The following is an 18,353-nucleotide window of genomic DNA, read 5'->3' as shown; positions in this document are numbered from 1 at the left end:
CGGGTCAGCCCTTGACCCGGGGCACCAGCCGGTGCACGGCGGCGAGCACCAGCGCCATCACCACGCCCATGGTGCCGGCGATCCCGGCGGCGCTGCCGGCGTACCCGACGAGCAGCGGCCGGCGGGCCAGTTCGGCGGGCGGGGTGCCCCGCAGGTCGACCAGCCAGGCGAGGGCGAACCCGCAGGCCACCACCGCCAGCACGCCGCCGACGCCGAGCACCGTCGCGGCGACCCGGTGTGCGTCGGCCGACTCCACCTGTGCCTGTTCCCGCTGGGTGATCAGCAGCAGCAGCCCGGCCAGCGCCGCCCAGACCCCGACCACCAGGAACGCGGCCACCGCGTCGCTGGGCCGATGCCAGCCGGCGGAGAGGGTGGCCACCCCGGCGATCGCGGCGTAACCGGCGCCGAGGAACGCGCCGAACACCCGTACCGTGCGCGGCAGGACGAGCACCAGGGCCACCGCGACCGACGCGGCGACCGTGGCGTGCCCGCTGGGCAGGCTGTTGCCGGCGTAGATCCGTTCGGGGTCGATGCCGAAGTCGGGCCGGGTCAGGCCGTACTTGAGCAGCTGGGTGGTGGCGTTGGCGCCGGCGATCAGCAGGGTGGCCGTGACGGCCAGGGCGATCCGGCCCCGGATCAGGGCGATGAAGCCGATCACCGCGGTCGCCGCCAGCAGCGAGACGACCGACATGGCGTTGAGGATCCGGTCCACCGGACCGTCGATGCGGTCCTGTCCGATCCGGTTGCCGGTCAGGGCGACGGTGTCGACCCACTGGCCGACCTCGACGTGCACGGCGACCCGCCACACCGCGAGGAAGGCCGCCGCCTGAACGATCGCCAGGATGACCAACCAGACCGCGGTCCAACCCCTCGCCGTCGCTCGCACCCGCACACCGTAACGGCAGCGGCACCCCGGTCGGCGGGTGGCCTGCCATTCCCGGACGGCTAGGTTGGTGGCGGATGTGAGGAGGGTGCGGTGACACGTACACCGGAGCGTGGGGCGGCCCCGGCGGACCAGCCGGAGACGCTCGCGGACCTGCTCGGCGGGCGGCGGGGCGCCGTCGACGCCAGCCTCCCACCGGTGGCGTTCGCGGCCGGTTGGCTGCTCGGCGGGCACTCGCTGTGGGGCGGCGTGGGCGCCGCGGTGGTCGCCAGCGCCGCGCTGGCCGGCTGGCGGCTGCGCCGGGGCGACCGGCCGCGCTCGGTGCTGGTCGGGCTGCTGGCCGTCTGCGTGGCCGCGCTGATCGCGTTGCGCACCGGTCGCGCCGAGGACTTCTTCCTCCTCCAACTGCTGTCCAACGCGGCCAGCACGCTGGCCTGGGTGATCAGCATCGTGGTGCGCTGGCCGCTGCTCGGGGTGGTGGTGGGTGTCGTGCTCGGCCAGCGCACCCGGTGGCGGCGGGATCCGGCGCTGCTGCGCGCGTACGGCCGGGGCAGTTGGGTCTGGGCGGTGAGCTACGTGCTGCGGCTGGCGGTGTTCCTGCCGCTGTGGCTCGGCGGTCAGGTGGTCGCGCTGACGGTGGCCCGGGTCGCGCTGTCCTGGCCGCTGGTGGCGGCGGTGCTCGCGGTGAGCTGGGTGGTGGTGCGCCGGTCGCTGCCGGCGGGTCATCCGGGGCTGCGTCACCCGGTCGTCCCGGCCCCGGCTGCGGCGGAGCCGGCGGGAAAGTAAGGGAGAGGCCGCCACGGGGGGAGCGGCCTCTCCGGTGACGTACGTTACAGCGTCGCGGCCCCGCGCGTGATCCCGTGGTGGCCGGTTTTTCGGGCGTTTTCGCGGCGGGTGCGTATCCGGGTGGCGAGTGGGCCGGTTGGCCTCCGGGTGAGCTGGCCGCGCCGCCCACCCGGAGGAGCCGGTTCAGCCGTTGGGGAAGAGCTTGCCGTAGTCCGCGTACGCCATGGCGACGTCCGCCTGCGCCCAGAACCGGTGGTACTTGAACTCCGGCTCGGGGCCGCCGTCCAGGTACGCCTGGACCTTCGGCCAGGCCGGGTCGTTCTTGTAGAAGGAGCGGATGTCGACGAAGCTCTTGCCCGCGGCGATGGCGTCACCGTTGGGCATCGTCCCCGTCCAGCCCGGCGGCACGTAGAGGCCCTGACCGGTGCCGGCGTCGTAGACGTCGTCGAAGCGGCGGTAGTCGCCGCGCTTCTCCACAGTGGAGACGCCCTGGGCGTCACTGGCCGCGTGCAGGGCGTCCAGCAGCCCCTTGGCGGTGTTCTTCGCCGCCGCGTTGCCTGACTTCGCCGCGTACGCGATCAGGGTGCGGGCGTAGGCGGCGGCGATGCCGACGTCCTGGCCCTTCACCGTGACCTCGACGTGCAGGTTGGTGTTGGGCTGCGGGTTGGCCGGGTTCCAGGTGGTCGGCTGGCCGGTCCACCTCATGTCCGACGGGATCGACCAGTTGGTGCCCAGCGTGGTGTTGGCGACCGCCCACGGCACCCACTTGTCCAGCAGGGCCTTGGCCTTGGCGTTGCCGGTCTCCAGGTAGAGCTCGGCGATGCGCTGCATCGACCACGCCTGCATGCCGAACCACTGGTTCGACGGCGGGTCGTTGTAGACCGGGTCGACGTCGTAGTACATGCCGTAGAAGGTCGACGTGCCGGCCGGGGGCTGGCCGTAGTTGCCACCCCAGCTGTTCGTCGCGCCGCCGGCGATGCCACCCTCGGCGGACTGGAGCCAGGTGTAGAACTCCAACTGCCGCTCCAGGCTCTTGGTCCAGTCGGTGACCGCGGTCGGCGACTTCGGCTTGAGCTCGTTGACGTTGGTCAGCGCCCAGGCCGCGAACGGGTTCTGGTAGCCGAAGTGGTTGTGGCTGGAGCCGATCCGCCACGACCAGTTCTGGTTCGGCTCGTACGCGCCGCCCCAGGCGTAGTACCAGGACATCAGGTAGTGCGCCGAGTCCTTGCCGGTGCCGGCCGGGCAGGTGGCCGCCCCGACACAGTTGCCGATCTTCTTGAAGTACTTGTCGAACATGGCGTACCGCAGGTAGTCACCCATCTTCGCGGCCTTGGCCACGGTGGCCGCCACGTCGGCCTCCCTGCCCTGCGCCTTGGCCCAGGTCAGGGCCCAGTACGCGGCCTGCACGGCGCGCGCGTCGGCGTCGGGGGCGTTGGTGTACTTCCACTGCTTCGCCGGCGCGTTCGCCTCCTTGACGAACAGGTCGAGGTAGCCGTTGCGCCCGCCGTGCGCGAAGGTGTCGCAGGACGGCTGCGGCACGGTCTCCCACACCGACTCCTGGGTGCCCCGCTGGAAGGTGTTGATGTACGCCGGCCGGGTGGTGCCGTCGCCGCAGCGACCGTAGCCGTAGGTGTTGTCCACGTCGAGCAGCCAGTGCATGCCGTAGATGTCACCGGTGCCGTAGGTGTTCTGCAGCTCCGAGCGGAGCGGGTCCTGGCCGACCGGCACGGACGGCTCCAGCTGCGACGGGTACTGGCTGGGCAGGTCGTGCTCGGCCGCGTACTGCGCGGTGCCCGCCGAGCCGGCCGTCGGCTGGTCGGCGTGACTCGGAATTATGTATTTCTCCATCACCGTCCAGGAGTTGTTGAACGGCGCCCAGTTCTGGGTCACCCGCCCGTACTGGGCCTCCAGCCAGAGCCAGAAGCTGAACGCCTCGGAGGTGGTCTCGTGCCCGTGGTCGGGCGCCTCGACGATCAGCGTCTCGATGGAGTGGTACGGCACGCCCTCCGGGCTGAAGTAGCCGGAGTTCTTGATCTTGCCGTACTGGTCGAGGAACCGCTTGACGTAGGTGTTGTCCCCGCCGCCGTTGTCGTTGTCGATCTCGGTGGCGGTGATCGCCAGCGGCGCGTATCCGGTGGCTGAGGCGGTGAGGGTGGCGGTACCGCCGAGCGTGTCGGCGTCCTCCGCCGCCGCGACGGTCACGTTCACCCCGGTGTTCCAATTGGCGGGGGTCAGCGTCACCGAGGCCGGCGAGACGGTGATGTCGGTGTCACCGGTGCGGGCGAGGGTCACCGGCACGTTGGCCGTCGGCGCGGCGCTGAGCTTGAGGTTGACCGTCGAGCTGCCGCCCTCGGTCACACTCACCGCCGACGGGGTGGCGACCAGCACCGGCCCGGACGCCGCCGTGACGGTGAAGGACCTCTCCGCGGTGGCGGTCAGGTTCGCGTTGTCGTACGCCTTGGCCTGCACGGTGTACGCGCCGGCGGGCAGGTCCTCCAGCGTGTAGCCGTACGGGGCAGTGGTGTCGGTGTTGACCAGCAGGCCGTTGCGGTAGAACTCGACCTTGCTGATCGTCCCGTCCGGGTCGCTGGCGGTGGCGCTCAACGGCACGTCGGCGGGGGCCTCGAACGGGCCGGCCGGCACGGTCAGCCCGACCGTCGGTGGCTGCTGCGGCGCACCGCCGCAGGTCACGCCGTTGACCGAGAAGGACGTCGGCTTCGGGTTGGTGCCGCTGTGCAAGCCGTTGAAGCCGATGCTGGTCGAGGCGCCCGTGCCGAGGCCGCCGTTCCAGGACTCGCTGGTGGCCGTGACCTGGTTGCCGGTCTGGCTCCACCTGGCCGACCAGCCCTGGGTCACCCGCTGGTCGCCGGGGAAGGCGAACTTCAACGTCCAGCCGTTGATCGGGTCACCGAGGTTCTTGATGGTGACGTTGGCGGTGAAGCCGTTGTTCCAGTCGCTGGTCGCGTAGACCACGTCGCAGGCGGGGGCGGCCTGCGCGGCGCCGGCCGGCAGGGTCACCCCGCCGACGGCGAGCGCGGTGGCGGCGACCATCGCCAGGCGGCGACGTCTTGCCAGATTTCTCATGTGCGCGGTGTCTCCTCGGACCTGGCCGGGGACGAAGGCCCCGGCGGGGCACCCCTCCCGAGAACGGGGATTCGGGCGCCCGGGGATGGTGGTCGCCCCGGCCCGAGGCCGGGGTGCGGCGGACGGCGCCCGCTGTGGGGCGACAACTCCACCGTCTGCGTCGGATGCCGTACCGGAGACACCGGCTGCCCTCGGCGACCCACGCTTGCGCGATCTGGCTCCGCGTCGCGGTGGCGACAGTGTGCCACGCATGGAAGCGCTCCCACAATGGCCGTCGGCGCACCGGAGCAGCAACATGTTTCGATCTCGTTTTGGGGCTTTCACAAAGTCGTGACGGGCGTTACAGTCGCAACATCGGTCGATGGGAGCGCTTCCATCGACGGAGGTCCAAATAGAAGATCACCCCGAGGTCCGTCGACGACGGACCTCGGGGAGTCAGCCCAAGGGCTGACAGCGGGCCAGCCCGGACGCCGCCGTCAGCCATCCCGCCGACACGGAGGGAGGTGGATCCGCCAGCCACTCGCGTGGCCCGGCTCCCGCGCGACACGCACGACAGGACGCCAATTCCGCCCGTGCGTGTGCAGCAACGGTGGGGACGGGGGTTGCCCTCCCCCGTCCCCACATTAAACCGCCGTCCACGATGGGAAAAGAGGCCGACGGGACTGGCCGTGTCGCCGTTCCGACCGGCCTCGTCCGCTGTCCGCCCGCACCGCCCGGTCGACGCCCCGGCGTCCCGGCGTCCTGCGGTCGGCCACCCGAGCTCCGGCGCGTCACCGCGCACCCCGCCGCCCGCACCGCCGCCACGGGCGCACGCCACACCCCTCCCGCCGTCCCCGCTCGCCCCCGCCCGGCCCGACCCGGGCGGAGGCGACCGGCCGGCGGCTCCTGCCCTATGCTGGGAGCGCTCCCGGCCCGGCGGCGGCCACGCACACCATGAGGAGAACCGATGTCGATGCCCACCCCGCGCCCGTCCCTCGGCGCCGCGCCGCCCGCCACCGCCGCCACCACCGGCACCGGACCGGGTGCCGTCACGGGCGGCGGGAACGGGTCCGCCGGCCCCGCGCCGCGTACCGACGAGGTGCCGGCGGGCGGGCTGCGCTTCCCCGCGGGCTTCGGCTGGGGGGCGGCCACCTCGGCGTACCAGATCGAGGGCGCCGCCAAGGAGGACGGCCGGGGCGAGTCGGTCTGGGACACCTTCAGCCGTACGCCGGGCCGCACCCGCAACGGCGACACCGGCGACGTCGCCGCCGACCACTACCACCGGTACGCCGAGGACCTGGACCTGATGCACGACCTCGGGCTGGCCAGCTACCGGTTCTCCATCTCCTGGCCCCGCGTGCAGGCCGACGGCACCGGCGCGGCCAACCAGCGCGGACTCGACTTCTACCGCCGCCTTGTCGACGGGCTGCACGAGCGGGGCATCGCGCCGATGGCGACACTGTTCCACTGGGACCTGCCACAGGCCCTTCAGGACGAAGGCGGCTGGGAGTCGCGCGACGTCGCCCACCGGTTCGCCGACTACGCCGAGATCGTCTTCCGCGCGCTCGGCGACCGGGTGCCGGTCTGGCTGACCGTCAACGAGCCGAAGACGGTGGTGCAGAACGGCTACCTCGAAGGACACCACGCCCCGGGCCGCCAGGACCCGGACGCCGCGTACCTGGTCGCCCACCACCTGCACCTGGCCCACGGGCTCGCCGTGGCGGCGCACCGCGCCACCGGCGCCGGCCGGATCGGCCCGGCACTCAACCTGCACCCCTGCTACCCGGCCGACGACTCGCCCGAGGCGGCCCGGGCCGCCCGGCTCCACGATGGCTACGAGAACCGCCTCTACCTCGACCCGATCCTCACCGGCCGTTACCCCCAGGACGTGCTCGACGACCTCGGCCCGGACAGCCGGCTGGCCCGCGGCGTCCGCGACGGCGACCTGGCCACCATCTCCGCGCCGGTCGACCTGCTCGCCGTCCAGTACTACACGCCGTACTACCTCACCGCCGACGGCACGACCACCCGGCGCTGGCCCACCTCGCAGGCCCCCTGGCAGCAGATCCACCCCGACGGGATGTACGACATCCTCACCCGGGTGACCCGCGACTACGGCCCGATCCCGCTGACCGTCACCGAGAACGGGCTGCCCAGCCCGGACACCCTCGACGCCGACGGCACGGTCGACGACGCCGGGCGGGTCACCTTCCTGCGCGACCACCTCGCCGCCGTCCACCGGGCCGTGGCCGACGGCGTGCCGCTGGAGAGTTACCACGTCTGGTCCCTGCTCGACAACTTCGAGTGGGACGCGGGGTACGACGAGCGCTGGGGTCTGGTCTATGTGGACTACCAGACCCAGCGGCGCGTGCTCAAGCGCAGCGCCCACTGGTACCGCCAGGTCATCGCCGCCAACGGCATCTGAGCGCCGGCCCGGCGAGCCAGGCGTCCGCGCGTCGGTCAGCTCGCCGGCGCCGGCCGCCACTGCGTTCCGATGACGGTCAGCAGCCGCAGCGCCTCGGCCGACCGGCTGCCCGGTGCGGCGGTGTGCACGACGAGCCGCTGCCCGCTCCCGGCCAACTCCAGCGCCTCGCGGTCCAGCGTCAGCTCGCCCACCGCCCGGTGGGTCAGGCGAATCCGGTCCGATCCGTCGCGTACGCAGACCGGTTGATCCCGCCAGCGGCGGTCGAACTCGGGGCTGTCGGCGCGCAACCCGGCCAGCAGCCGCCGCAGGGCCGCATCGTCCGGGTAGCGGCCGGACGCCGCGCGCAGGTCCGCCACGCACCGCGCGGCGACGGCCCACGCGCCGGCCTCGTCGACGTCGGGGGCCGGCCGGCCCCGGAACATCCGCCAGGCGAGGTTGCGCTCGCCCGGCGCCCAGTCGTCCGGGTCACCCAGCACGACCACCGCCAGCGAGTTCCAGGCGAGCAGGTCGTACCGGGCGTCGATGACGTAGGCGGGCGTGTCGGTGAGCCGGTCGAGCAGATGCCGGAGCCCGTGCGGCACGACGTCGTCCGGGCTGGCCGGCGGATCGGGCACCTCGCCGGCCAGCCGGAACAGGTGCGACCGCTCGGTCGGGTACAGCAGCAGGGCACGCCCCAACGCGGCCAGCACCTGCCGGGACGGCCGGGGTGCGCGAGCCTGCTCCAGCCGGTTGTAGTAGTCGACCGAAATCCCGGCGAGCTGGGCGACCTCCTCCCGGCGCAGGCCCGGAGTACGCCGCCGTACGCCAGGCGGCAGCCCGACGTCCTCCGGGCGTACCCGGGCGCGGCGGCTGCGCAGGAACTCGGCGAGCAGTGGACGGTCCATCCACCCATCGTGGCTCGGGCGGTCCGGGCCAACCAGGGACCGGTGATCCCTGGTTCCACGGTGCCTTTTGGGGCCCGGGCCCCGACGTGCAGGATTGGCCGCATGAGCGCACAGGTCGCCCTCGTCACGGGGGCCAACAGGGGAATCGGCTACGAGATCGCGCGGGGACTGGCCGCGGCAGGAATGCGGGTGCTGATCGGCGCCCGGTCGGCGCAGCGGGGCCGGGAGGCGGCCGAGAAGCTCGCCGTCGCCGGGTACGACGTGTCGACGGTGCGCCTCGACGTCACCGACGCGGAGTCGGTCGCTGCCACGGCCCGGACCATCGAGCAGGCGTACGGCCGGCTCGACGTGCTGGTCAACAACGCCGCGGTGCTGCTCGACTTCGGGATCGCCCCGAGCGCCACCCCGCTCGATGCGGTGCGGCGCACCTTCGAGACGAACGTGCTAGGGGTGGTGGCGGTGACCAACGCGCTGCTACCGCTGCTGCGCGGGGCACCGGCCGGACGGATCGTCAACCTGTCCAGCGAACTGGGCTCGCTCACGGCCGCCACCGACCCGACGTCGCCGACCTCCCGGATGCCGATGGTGGCCTACAACGTCTCGAAGAGCGCGGTGAACGCGGTGACCGTCTCCTACGCCAACGAGCTACGGGACACACCGATCAAGGTCAACGCGGCCGACCCTGGCTACTGCGCCACGGACATGAACGGCGGCGAGGGTGATTACACCCCGCAGCAGGGGGCGTCGGTCGCCATCCGGCTGGCGACCCTGCCGGCCGACGGGCCGAGCGGGGGCTACTTCAACGAGGCCGGGCCGCTGCCCTGGTGAACGGCCGGTGACACACCGGCTGTCTCGTGGGGACGCCGGTGCGTCGCCGGCGGTGGGACGCCGTGGCCCAGCGGTCCCGGCGTCCCACCGTACGTCCTCCGTCAGCGCGGCAGGGCCTGCTGCAACTCCGCCCGCAGCGCCGGGGTCAGCATCTCCCCCGCCTGCTTCGCCAGCCGCGCCATCTCGTAGCCGACCACGCCGATGTCGGCGTCCGCCCCGGCCAGGGTGGCCAGGATGGACCCGTCGCGCACCTGCATGACCAGAAAGTAGCCACGCCCCATCTCGACGACCGTCTGCTTGACCACGTCCCCGTCGAACATCTGGGCCGCGCCCGCGGTGATGCTCATCAGCCCCGAGGTCACCGCGGCGAGCTTGTCGGCGTTGTCCCTGGGCAGGTGGTCGGAGATCGCGACCAGCAGACCGTCGGAGGAGACCACGATCGCGTGCACCACCCCCGGCACCCGCTCCGCAAACCCGCTGACCAGCCAGCTCAGGTCGCGGGCCTCCCGGCTCAACGTCGTCATCGCTGTCCCCCTTCGCTGCGTACGCCGCCCGGCGGCATGAAAATCTCGGTGGTTTCCTCGGCCTCTGCCCGCCGTACCCCGCTGTAGAACCGGGACAACATCCCCCCGACCGCCTCCGGGTCGGGATCGTGGCGCACCGCCGGCTGCACGGGACGGCTGACGGCGGAGAGCTGCGCCATCGGCACCCGGACAGGCAGGCCACGCTCGTTGGTTCCGCCGGTGACCGGCACGGCCGGCGGGGTGGGTGAGGTCTCCGGCACCGGGCCGGGCACCGGCCCCTGCCGGGACCACCAGCCCTCACCGGCCGGCGCGGACGGCCGGCTGGCCGGGGCAAGCACGGCTTCGGCCCGGACCGGGGCCGGCCGGGCCTGCCGGGGCGGGTCCTCCGGCCGCCGCCCGGCCACCGGCAGCTCGCCCGCCGGCCGCACCCCGCCCCAGACCGGCGGTCGCCCCGCCACCGGCAGTTCGCCGGGCGGCAGGCCGTCCCAGGCCGCGCCGGCCGTGGCGGTCAGCATCCGCGCCGGGACCGGCGCCGCCCACTCCGGTGCCGGGGCCAGCAGGCCGCCGGGCAGCCGCACCCGGGCGACGAGACCATCCTCGCCGCCGTCCAGACGCACCTCGACGCCGAGCCGGGCCGCCAGGTGGCTGACCACGAACAGGCCCATCCGCTCGACCGTCGCCACGTCGGCGGCGGGCGGGGTGGCGAGCACGGCGTTCGCCTCCGCCAGGGCGGTCGGGCTCATACCGAGCCCCTGGTCGGTGATCTCGATGACCGCCCCGGCGCCGTCGGCCCGGGCGGTGACCGCCACGACCGTGTCCGGACGGGAGAAGGAGGTGGCGTTCTCCAGCAGCTCCGCGAGAATGTGGACCAGCTCGCCCACGGCGTGGCCGACGACGTGCAGGTCGGCCACCGATCCGGGCCGGACCCGCTGGTACTGCTCGATCTCCGCGCTGGCGGCCAGCAGCATCGCGCCGAGCCCCACCGGTCGGTTCCACCGGCGGGTCGCCTCGGTGCCGGCCAGCACCAGCAGGCTGTCGTCGTTGCGTCGCATCCGGGCGGCCAGGTGGTCGAGCTTGAACAGGTTCTCCAGCTGGTCCGGGTCGCTCTCCTCGCGTTCCAGGTCGTCGAGCAGCTCCAGCTGGCGCTCCACGAGCACCTGGCTGCGCCGGGCCAGGTTGACGAACATCGCATTGACGTTACGCCGGGTGGTGGCCTGCTCGACGGCGACGTTGACCGCGCTGCGGTGCACCGCGACGAACGCCTCCGCCAGCTCGCCGATCTCGTCGAGCGAACGGACCACCGCCGGCGGGACCTCGATCGTGGGGACGCCCCCGGTCACGGTACGCAGCCGGTCGAGGGCGTCCGGCAGTTCCAGCTGGGCGATCCGCAGCGCCTGGCCGCGCAGCAGCCGCATCGACCGGGCGACGGACCGGCCGACGAGCACGGAGATGAGCAGGCCGACCAGGAGTACCGTGACGATGCTGCCGACGACCAGCAGCGTGGTCCGCAGCTGCGTCGCACTGACCTCGTCGGCCTGCCGTACGGCGTCGTCGAGCACCGACGCCTCGACCCGGCGGAGCAACTCCTGGCGCTGCTCGCCGGCCGCCCACCACTGTGGAGCCGGCAGCACGGTCGGCGTGGCGGCCCCGGTCGGCAGGCTCTGCTCCTCCAGCCGGGCCGCAGCCAGGAACGCCGGGTCCACCGAGGTCTCGTCGTAGCGGCGGATCTGCTCGGCGGTGGCGGCGACCCGGAACGCGCCCAACGCGGTGAGCTGCTGGGCGCGCAGGTCGGTCAGGACCACCCGGTCCTCCACGCCGTACCGGCCGGTGCGGGCAGCCTCGTAGAGCTGGGCCCGCACCCGCGAGGAGAGCTCCTTGACCCGGGCGAGCTGCACGTAGCGCAGCACCGCGTCGCTGAGGGCGGGCCGGTTCTCGCCCGGCGAGGGCTCGGCCAGGAGGCGGAGCAACGCGTCGACGGCCCGGTGATAGTTGCTGAGGATGGTGTCGCTGCCGAGCACCGCCGGCGGGATCGCGGCCCGGATGTAGATGACCTGGTCATAGGCCGCCAACACCTCGGAGTAGGCGACCCGCCAGGACGCGTCGGCGTCGGCCAGCGGCTCGGCGGCCCGACGCAGTTCACGCAGTGCCTGGTCGGTGGCGCTCTGCATCGGCTTCAGCTCGACGATCGTCGCGTCCCGGTCGGCACCCGCGCCGCCGCGGCGCAGCTCACCCAGCTCGCCCGCGGCCCGGTCACGTTCCTGCTGGAGCTGGTGCACCACCGCGACGATCTCCCGGCCGATGCCCACCTGCTGGGCGAAGTCGCCCAGCGCGGTCGTCCGACCGACCAGGGTGTGGGTCTGCACGCCGGCCAGCACCAGGAACGCGACCGACGGAATGACCAGCACCGTGGTGAGCTTGGTGCGCATCCGCCAGTCCCGCAACCGGAACGGGGAACGGCGGCGGTGCGGGACGACCCGGACGTCGAACCGGCGGCGATGGTGCGACACCACGCCGTCGGACGCTTCCGGACCTGCTCCCACACCTGCCTCCTGCGTGCCTCGCGTCCGCCGCGAGCCGGGGAGCGGAGTCCATCCAATCAGGCCGGCAAGCTGTGTCAACGGTCCGGGCTGAGGTGCGACTCAGGAGGGTGAGTCGGGTTCGTCCGTCCGGACGATGGCCGCGAGCCGGGAGGCGTCACCCACGCGGCCCGACGCCACCAGCGCCGCGCCGCTCGCCCCGACCTCCGGGTTGCGTCCGTACCACACCGCCCGGGGCGCGAGCGCCGCGGCGAACGTCGTACGCCACCAGCGCGAGGCGGCCACCGCTCCCCCACCGAGCACCACCTCGACCGGCTTGTCGACGGTGGACTCCAGCCCGACGAGGTCCTCGGCGACCAGGTCGCACAGCCCTCGCATCAGCCCGGCCAGCATCTCCACCGCCGTGCTGCCGAAGCTCAGGCCCCGCAGTTCGCCCGACCCCGCCGGGGCCAGGCCGGGCGGCCGGTCGCCGCCGAAGCGGACGTTGACCGGCCGGCCGCCGTCGGGCGGCACCCGGGCCAGGGCGGCCTCCAGCTCGGCACCCTCGGGCAGCCGCAGCTCCCGGTCGGCCCAGGCGAAGAGATTGCCGCCGGAGGAGTAGGCGGCGCCGGTCACCACGTGGTCGTGGTCGACCCGGTAGCGCCAGAGCGCTTCGGGCAGCAGCGGCATGGCCTCCCCCGCCGGGACGCGCTGCACCAGCCGGACCGCCGCCGACGTGCCGACCGTCACCGCGACCCGGTCCGGCTCGACGCAGCCAGAGCCGACGTTCGACGCCGCGCCGTCGCCGACCGGACCCGCCCACGGCGCGTCGGTGAGCTGCGGCCAGCGCCGCGCGTACGCCGGCCGCAGCCGGCCGCGCCACCTCGTCGGGGCCAGCTCGGGCAGCTCGCCGGCACGGCTGCCGGCCAGCTCGCAGGCCTCGGCGTCCCAGTCCAGCGTCCGCAGGTCCAGCAGGCCCGTGCCGGAGGCCTGGGAGATCGACATGGGTGCCGAGTCGAGCAGCTCGCCCAACACGTACTCGGCCAGCCCGGCGAACCGGGCGATCCGGCCACCGGTGTGCTCCCGCAGCCAGGGCAGCCGGACCGACCAGTAACAGCGGTGCCACCACGTGCCGGTGCGCCGGTGGAAGTCGGCCGGGTCGGCCGGCCCGCTCGCCCCGGCGAGGGCCGCCGGTCGGGTGTCCAGCCAGGTCAGCACCGGCCCGAGGGGCACACCGTCGGCGCCGACGGGAACCACGGAGTGCCACTGCGCGGACGTCGCCACCAGTGACACGTCACGCAGGTGGCCGCCAGCGGCCAGCTCGTCCAGGCACTCAACCAGGCAGGCCAGGTAGCCGGGGCCGTCCAGGGTGCCGGTGCCGTCGTCGTGCACGACGAGGCTCACCCTGCGCCGGGCCAGCGCACCGGGCAGCGGGCGGGCGTCCGCGTCCAGCACGAGTCCGCGTACCGAGGAGGTGCCCAGGTCCAGCGCGAGAATGTTCATCGCGGGAAAAGTTACCCGGTACGCCGGGTCCCGGCGTCCCAGCGGGTGGGTTGTACGCCCGATCGGCTTCCCGAGGTGCGCGCGGACCGCATAGGGTGATCGCATGCTCGCGCACCTGTCCTGCTGGTGGCCCGCCGACCCGGCGGCCATCTCCCGCGCGTAGCTCCCCACGCGGCCGCCCGACGAGGCGGCCGCCGGTCTCTCCCCGGCCCTCCCGGTCGCCCCGCCGGGCGCCGCCCGGCCCGAGGAGACCCCGATGACCCACCTGACCGAGCTGCTCGCCGCCATCGCCGGCGGCGTCGACCCCGGCCCCTTCGCGCTCGTCCGACGCGAGGGCGCCACGCACCTGGAGCTGTTCACCGGCACGGTACGCGCGGCGGACCGGCTCGCCGACATCCCGCTGCCCGACGGGGCTGCCGGCCCCCGGACCCTGGCGCTGGTGCCCTACCGGCAGGTCACCGAGCGGGGCTTCGCCTGCGTCGACGACGGCGTCCCACTGGAGTTCCTCCAGATCGCCCGGCACGAGCGGATCGACCTGGCCGAGGCGCTCGCCGCGCTGCCCGACGGGCCGGTACGCACCGCCGACGCCGGCTTCGACGTCACCGACGACGAGTACGCCGCCACCGTGGGCCGGGTGCTCGCCGAGGAGATCGGGCGCGGCGAGGGCGCCAACTTCGTCATCCACCGGACCCTGCGCGCCACCGTGCAGGGCCCGCCGCTGGTCGCCGCGCTCGCCGCGCTACGCCGGCTGCTGCTCGGCGAGCGTGGGGCGTACTGGACGTTCCTGGTGCACACCGGCACCCGGATCCTGGTCGGGGCCAGCCCGGAGCGGCACGTCAGCGTCGACGACGGCCTGGTCACGATGAACCCGATCAGCGGGACGTTCCGGCACACCGCCGCCGGCCCCGACCGGGCCGCGCTGCTGCGCTTCCTCGCCGACCCCAAGGAGGTCGAGGAGCTGTACATGGTGCTCGACGAGGAGCTGAAGATGATGGCCACGGTCGCCGAGCACGGCGGTCAGGTGGTCGGGCCGTACCTCAAGGAGATGTCCCACCTGGCCCACACGGAGTACCTGCTCGCCGGCCGGGGCACGAAGGACGTGCGGGAGGTGCTGCGGGAGACGATGTTCGCGCCCACCGTCACCGGCAGCCCGATGGAGAACGCCTGCCGGGTCATCGCCCGGCACGAGCGTACCGGGCGGCGCTACTACGCCGGGGTACTGGCGCTGCTCGGGCGCGACGACGCCGGCCGGCAGACCCTGGACGCACCGATCCTGATCCGTACCGCCGAGATCTCCCCCGCCGGTGGGCTACGGGTGCCGGTCGGCGCCACCCTGGTCCGGCACTCGACGGCCGAGGGCGAGGTGGCCGAGACGCACGCCAAGGCGGCCGGTGTGCTCGCCGCGCTGGGCCTCGGCCCGCAGGCGCCCGCCGCCGGCCCGGATCCCGTCGTACGCCTCGCCGACGACCCGCAGGTCCGGGCCGCGCTGGCCGCGCGCAACGCCCCGCTGGCCCGGTTCTGGCTGGACCAACGGTCCCCCGGCGCCGCCGGACTGCCCGGGCTGGCCGGCCGACGGGCGCTGATCGTCGACGGCGAGGACACCTTCACCGGCATGCTGGCCCACCAGTTGGGCGCGCTCGGCCTGACCGTGACGCTGCGGCCGTGGCACGCCGCCGGCCCGGTGGACGCCCACGACCTGGTGGTGGTCGGCCCCGGTCCTGGTGACCCGGGCAGCACCACCGAGCCGAAGATGCGCACGATGCGCGGGCTGCTCGCCGACCTGCTCGCCGAGGGCCGGCCGACCCTGGCCGTCTGCCTGGGCCACCAGTTGCTCGCCGGTCTGCTCGGGCTGGCGCCGCACCGCCGGGACGCGCCCTACCAGGGGCTCCAGCGGGAGGTGGACATCTTCGGCAGGGCCCGCCGGGTCGGCTTCTACTCCACCTTCACGGCGCGCGCCGACGCCGACCGGCTGGCCACCCCGTACGGCCCGGTGGAGCTGGCCCGGGACGCGGTGGACGGCGCGGTGCACGCGCTGCGCGGGCGGGGGTTCGCGGGGGTGCAGTTCCACCCGGAGTCGGTGCTCAGCCCCGACGGCCTGGCCGTCCTCGCCGACCTGCTGAGCGGGCTGCTGCCGGCCGGGAGGCTGTCAGGGGCGGTCGGGCCCGCATAGTCGACCCGATCGCGGGGTAGGGGTGCTGCGACCGGCGGTCCGGACGGGCCGAGAGCCCCCGCCCGGACCGCCGGTCGCCACCGGCACCGCCGACCAGCCGCCGCAGGCTCGGCCGGTACCGCCGACTCAGCCGGACAGGCCCGACTTGAGCGCCGTACCGATCAGCACCGCCCGCCGGGCGGTCAACGCGCAGGCGCCGAGCGCGATGGCGTCCGGCGCCGTTTCGCCGTTGTTGCTGGTGTGCGAGGCGCCGTAGGGGTTGCCGGCGACGAACTGGCTCGGGTCGGTGTAGCCGGGCGTCACCACGACCCCGCCCCAGTGGTAGAAGACGTTGAACATCGACAGCAGGGTGGCCTCCTGCCCGCCGTGCGAGGTGGCCGTCGAGCAGAACGCGGAATAGACCTTGTTCACCAGCACGCCCTGCGACCACAGCGGCCCGGTGGTGTCCATGAACTGTTTGAGCTGGGCGGCCATCACGCCGTACCGGGTCGGGGTCCCGAAGATCACCACTTCGGCCCAGGACAGGTCGTCCAGCTCCGCCTCGGGGACGTCCTGGGTCTCCAGGTGGTGCGCGTGCCAGCCCGAGTTGGAACGGATCGCCTCGTCCGGCGCCAGCTCGTGCACCTTGCGCAGCCGTACCTCGGCACCCGCGTCACCGGCGGCTTCGCACGCCGCCTGCGCCATCTGGTACGTGATGCCGGTGGCGCTGTAGTAGATCACCGCGACCTTGGTCTGGGCAGCCATCGGATGTTTCCCTCCTCATGTCGGGTCAGCTCCGGCGACTACCCGGCATTTGCGCCGGCAAACGGTCGCGCAGGGAGTTGCCGCCGGACCCGCCCGCCGCGGACGACGGCTCTGCGGAATGCCCGGCCAGCGGCAGCTCAAGATGTCCGCAAGTTTCGATGCGTTCCGGTGCCGGCCGACCGTCGGCCGGGGATGCTGGTCCCACCGGTGCCGACGGACCGGCAGCCGCCCGGCACCGGCCAACCTGAACGGGGGATCGCGCTCCGCCGGCAGCGTCGCCGGCGAAGCGCGGTCGGGAGCGACACCCCCGTCGATCCGCCCGTCAGTCGAGCCGGTCACGCAGGTCGTCGACCTTCTGCTGGATCCGGTTCACCGCGCCCTCGTCGTTGAGGAAGGTGGTGATCCCGGCGGCGAAGGCCAGCCCGATCAGCACCGCCAGCGCGCTGAGCACCAGGCCACCGATCGCCACGCCCCGACCGGTCACCCCGGGTCGGCGGGCCATCTTGAGCCCGACGATGCCGAGGATCACGCCGATGACGCCGAGCAGCAGGCCGATCCAGGACAGGATGACCGTCAGCACGCTGATCAGCGCGGCCACGCCGAAGACCAGCGCGAATGCCGCAGCGGCGCTGGTCTTCGCCGAGGGCCCGGCACGGCCCGCACGAGTCGGCGCGCCGGCACCCCGGGTCGGTTCGTTGGACGCGGTCATGTCGCTCCCTCCTGGCGCGCGAGTGGTGCGCCTGCTGACGGCCCGCATTCCCGCTGCCTGGCGGCCCGCTTTCCCGCTGCGCCGGCCGTCATGCGTAGGAGTTGCCGGTTCTCGTCGAGCTGTGGGCGAAGCCCGGCAGCTCGATGTCGGAGGCCGGTCCTAGGCTGAGGCCCCAGCCGACCGGAGGAGCCTCCATGCCCGTGGACCTGACCGGGCGCGAGGCGCTCGCGCTACGAATGACCAGCCTGCTGCTCCGCCCGCACCCCACCGCCCGTCCGGGCGGGGTGGCCGACGTGGTCGGGTGGTTCGGAGCCATGCAGGCACAGGACCTGGCCAGCGGCATGTGGTCCCTCGGCGCCCGACTGCCCGCGCTCAGCCACGCCGACGTGCACGCCGGGCTGGAGCGCCGGGAGGCGCTGCGCACCTGGCCGATGCGGGGCACCGTGCACCTGGTGCCGCCCCGCGACGCCCGCTGGATGCTGGAGCTGACCGGCGTACGCTCGCTGGCCAGCGCCGCGACCCGTCGTACGCAGCTCGGGCTGACCGAGACCGACGCGGACCGCGCGGTCGACGTGCTCGGCGCCGCGCTGGCCGGCGGCGGCCGGCTCACCCGGGCGCGGTGCCTGGCCGCGCTGGCGGCGGCCGGCATCGACACCGGCGACCAGCGCGGCTACCACCTGCTCTGGTACGCCAGCGTGCGCGGTGTCACCTGCCTCGCGCCGAACGTGGGCACCGAGCAGACCTTCGCCCTGCTCGACGAGTGGGCGCCCGACCCGCACCGGCCGGAGCGGGACGAGTCCCTGGCGACCCTCGCCCGCCGCTACGTGCGCGGGCACGGGCCCGTCACCGCCCGGGAGTTCGCCGGCTGGACGGGGCTGACGCTCACCGACGCGCGCCGAGGCTTCGCGGCGGCCGGCGACGCCCTGACGGTGGTGCGCGTCGACGGGGAGGAGGCGCTCGTCGACGCCGCCCTGTTGGACGCCCCCCGAGAGCCGGTCGACGACGACCTGCTGGTGCTGCCCGGCTTCGACGAATACCTGCTGGGCTTCAAGAACCGCTCGCTGATGCTGGATCCCGCCCACGCCGATGCGATCGTGCCGGGCCGCAACGGCGTCTTCCAGGCCACGATCGTGCGCGACGGGCGGGTCGTGGGCACCTGGAAGCGGACGGTCGGCAAGACCCGGGTGACGGTCACGGTGCACCCGCTGGTGCCCCTCGACGAGGGGACCCGGGCCCGCGTGGAGGTCGCCCTGAGCCGCTACGCCGGCTTCCTGGGCCTGCCGCTGCGGATCGAGCGGGTCGGCTGAAACGGCGGCGG

General features: G+C 73.8%; 13 protein-coding genes. 5 read left to right on the top strand and 8 right to left on the bottom strand.

What is annotated here, in order from left to right:
- Positions 1–4: 4 nt before the first annotated feature.
- A complete protein-coding gene (locus GA0070608_RS20080; RefSeq protein WP_091630117.1) occupies positions 5–892 on the bottom strand; it encodes a phosphatase PAP2 family protein in 888 nt (295 codons plus the stop codon).
- A gap of 84 nt (positions 893–976) precedes the next feature.
- Here GA0070608_RS20080 and GA0070608_RS20075 point away from each other — a divergent pair, with 84 nt between their 5' ends.
- Positions 977–1,669 carry a DUF3159 domain-containing protein gene (locus GA0070608_RS20075; RefSeq protein WP_091630116.1) on the top strand — a complete coding sequence of 231 codons (693 nt, stop codon included), beginning with the start codon at positions 977–979 and terminating at the stop codon, positions 1,667–1,669.
- Between the two features lie 183 nt (positions 1,670–1,852).
- Here the strand turns inward: GA0070608_RS20075 and GA0070608_RS20070 are convergent, their stop codons facing one another.
- Entirely contained in the window at positions 1,853–4,744 is a 2,892-nt protein-coding gene (locus tag GA0070608_RS20070; RefSeq protein WP_176733990.1) for a glycoside hydrolase family 48 protein, read from the bottom strand.
- A 955-nt stretch (positions 4,745–5,699) separates the two neighbouring features.
- On the opposite strand from GA0070608_RS20070, the gene GA0070608_RS20065 reads away from it, so the two are divergent.
- Positions 5,700–7,157 (top strand): GH1 family beta-glucosidase, encoded by a 1,458-nt coding sequence (locus GA0070608_RS20065; protein WP_245715844.1) that lies wholly within the window; start codon positions 5,700–5,702, stop codon positions 7,155–7,157.
- Positions 7,158–7,192: 35 nt separating this feature from the next.
- Here GA0070608_RS20065 and GA0070608_RS20060 read toward each other — a convergent pair whose 3' ends face one another.
- Positions 7,193–8,041, bottom strand: coding sequence for a helix-turn-helix transcriptional regulator (locus GA0070608_RS20060; RefSeq protein ID WP_091630114.1), 849 nt, complete (start codon positions 8,039–8,041; stop codon positions 7,193–7,195).
- Positions 8,042–8,143: 102 nt separating this feature from the next.
- On the opposite strand from GA0070608_RS20060, the gene GA0070608_RS20055 reads away from it, so the two are divergent.
- On the top strand, positions 8,144–8,869 hold the full coding sequence (locus GA0070608_RS20055) for an SDR family oxidoreductase (protein WP_091630113.1): 726 nt from the start codon (positions 8,144–8,146) through the stop codon (positions 8,867–8,869).
- Positions 8,870–8,970: 101 nt separating this feature from the next.
- Here the strand turns inward: GA0070608_RS20055 and GA0070608_RS20050 are convergent, their stop codons facing one another.
- The 3 genes from GA0070608_RS20050 to GA0070608_RS20040 all read right to left on the bottom strand — a co-directional run bounded on the left by GA0070608_RS20050 (position 8,971) and on the right by GA0070608_RS20040 (position 13,412).
- Complete coding sequence (locus GA0070608_RS20050) at positions 8,971–9,393, bottom strand: roadblock/LC7 domain-containing protein (RefSeq protein ID WP_091630112.1); 423 nt, start codon at positions 9,391–9,393, stop codon at positions 8,971–8,973.
- Positions 9,390–11,933 (bottom strand): sensor histidine kinase, encoded by a 2,544-nt coding sequence (locus tag GA0070608_RS20045; protein WP_091630111.1) that lies wholly within the window; start codon positions 11,931–11,933, stop codon positions 9,390–9,392. Before GA0070608_RS20045 ends, GA0070608_RS20050 begins: the two co-directional genes overlap by 4 nt.
- 99 nt (positions 11,934–12,032) lie before the next feature.
- On the bottom strand, positions 12,033–13,412 hold the full coding sequence (locus GA0070608_RS20040) for an FGGY family carbohydrate kinase (protein WP_091630110.1): 1,380 nt from the start codon (positions 13,410–13,412) through the stop codon (positions 12,033–12,035).
- 256 nt (positions 13,413–13,668) lie between these two features.
- Between GA0070608_RS20040 and GA0070608_RS20035 the strand changes: the two genes are divergently transcribed.
- On the top strand, positions 13,669–15,582 hold the full coding sequence (locus tag GA0070608_RS20035) for an anthranilate synthase family protein (RefSeq protein ID WP_091630109.1): 1,914 nt from the start codon (positions 13,669–13,671) through the stop codon (positions 15,580–15,582).
- 126 nt (positions 15,583–15,708) lie between these two features.
- Here GA0070608_RS20035 and wrbA read toward each other — a convergent pair whose 3' ends face one another.
- A complete protein-coding gene (wrbA, locus tag GA0070608_RS20030; protein ID WP_091630108.1) occupies positions 15,709–16,326 on the bottom strand; it encodes an NAD(P)H:quinone oxidoreductase in 618 nt (205 codons plus the stop codon).
- Between the two features lie 322 nt (positions 16,327–16,648).
- On the bottom strand, positions 16,649–17,035 hold the full coding sequence (locus GA0070608_RS20025; protein WP_091630107.1) for a DUF4190 domain-containing protein: 387 nt from the start codon (positions 17,033–17,035) through the stop codon (positions 16,649–16,651).
- 194 nt (positions 17,036–17,229) lie between these two features.
- Here GA0070608_RS20025 and GA0070608_RS20020 point away from each other — a divergent pair, with 194 nt between their 5' ends.
- Positions 17,230–18,342, top strand: a complete 1,113-nt coding sequence (locus GA0070608_RS20020) for a winged helix DNA-binding domain-containing protein (RefSeq protein WP_245715843.1) — start codon at positions 17,230–17,232, stop codon at positions 18,340–18,342.
- Positions 18,343–18,353: the final 11 nt, after the last annotated feature.

Source organism: Micromonospora peucetia, from assembly GCF_900091625.1.
GTDB classification, from domain to species: Bacteria; Actinomycetota; Actinomycetes; order Mycobacteriales; family Micromonosporaceae; genus Micromonospora; species Micromonospora peucetia.
The sequence above is the reverse complement of the archived record's forward strand: the minus strand, read 5'-3'. Positions and strand labels throughout refer to the sequence as shown.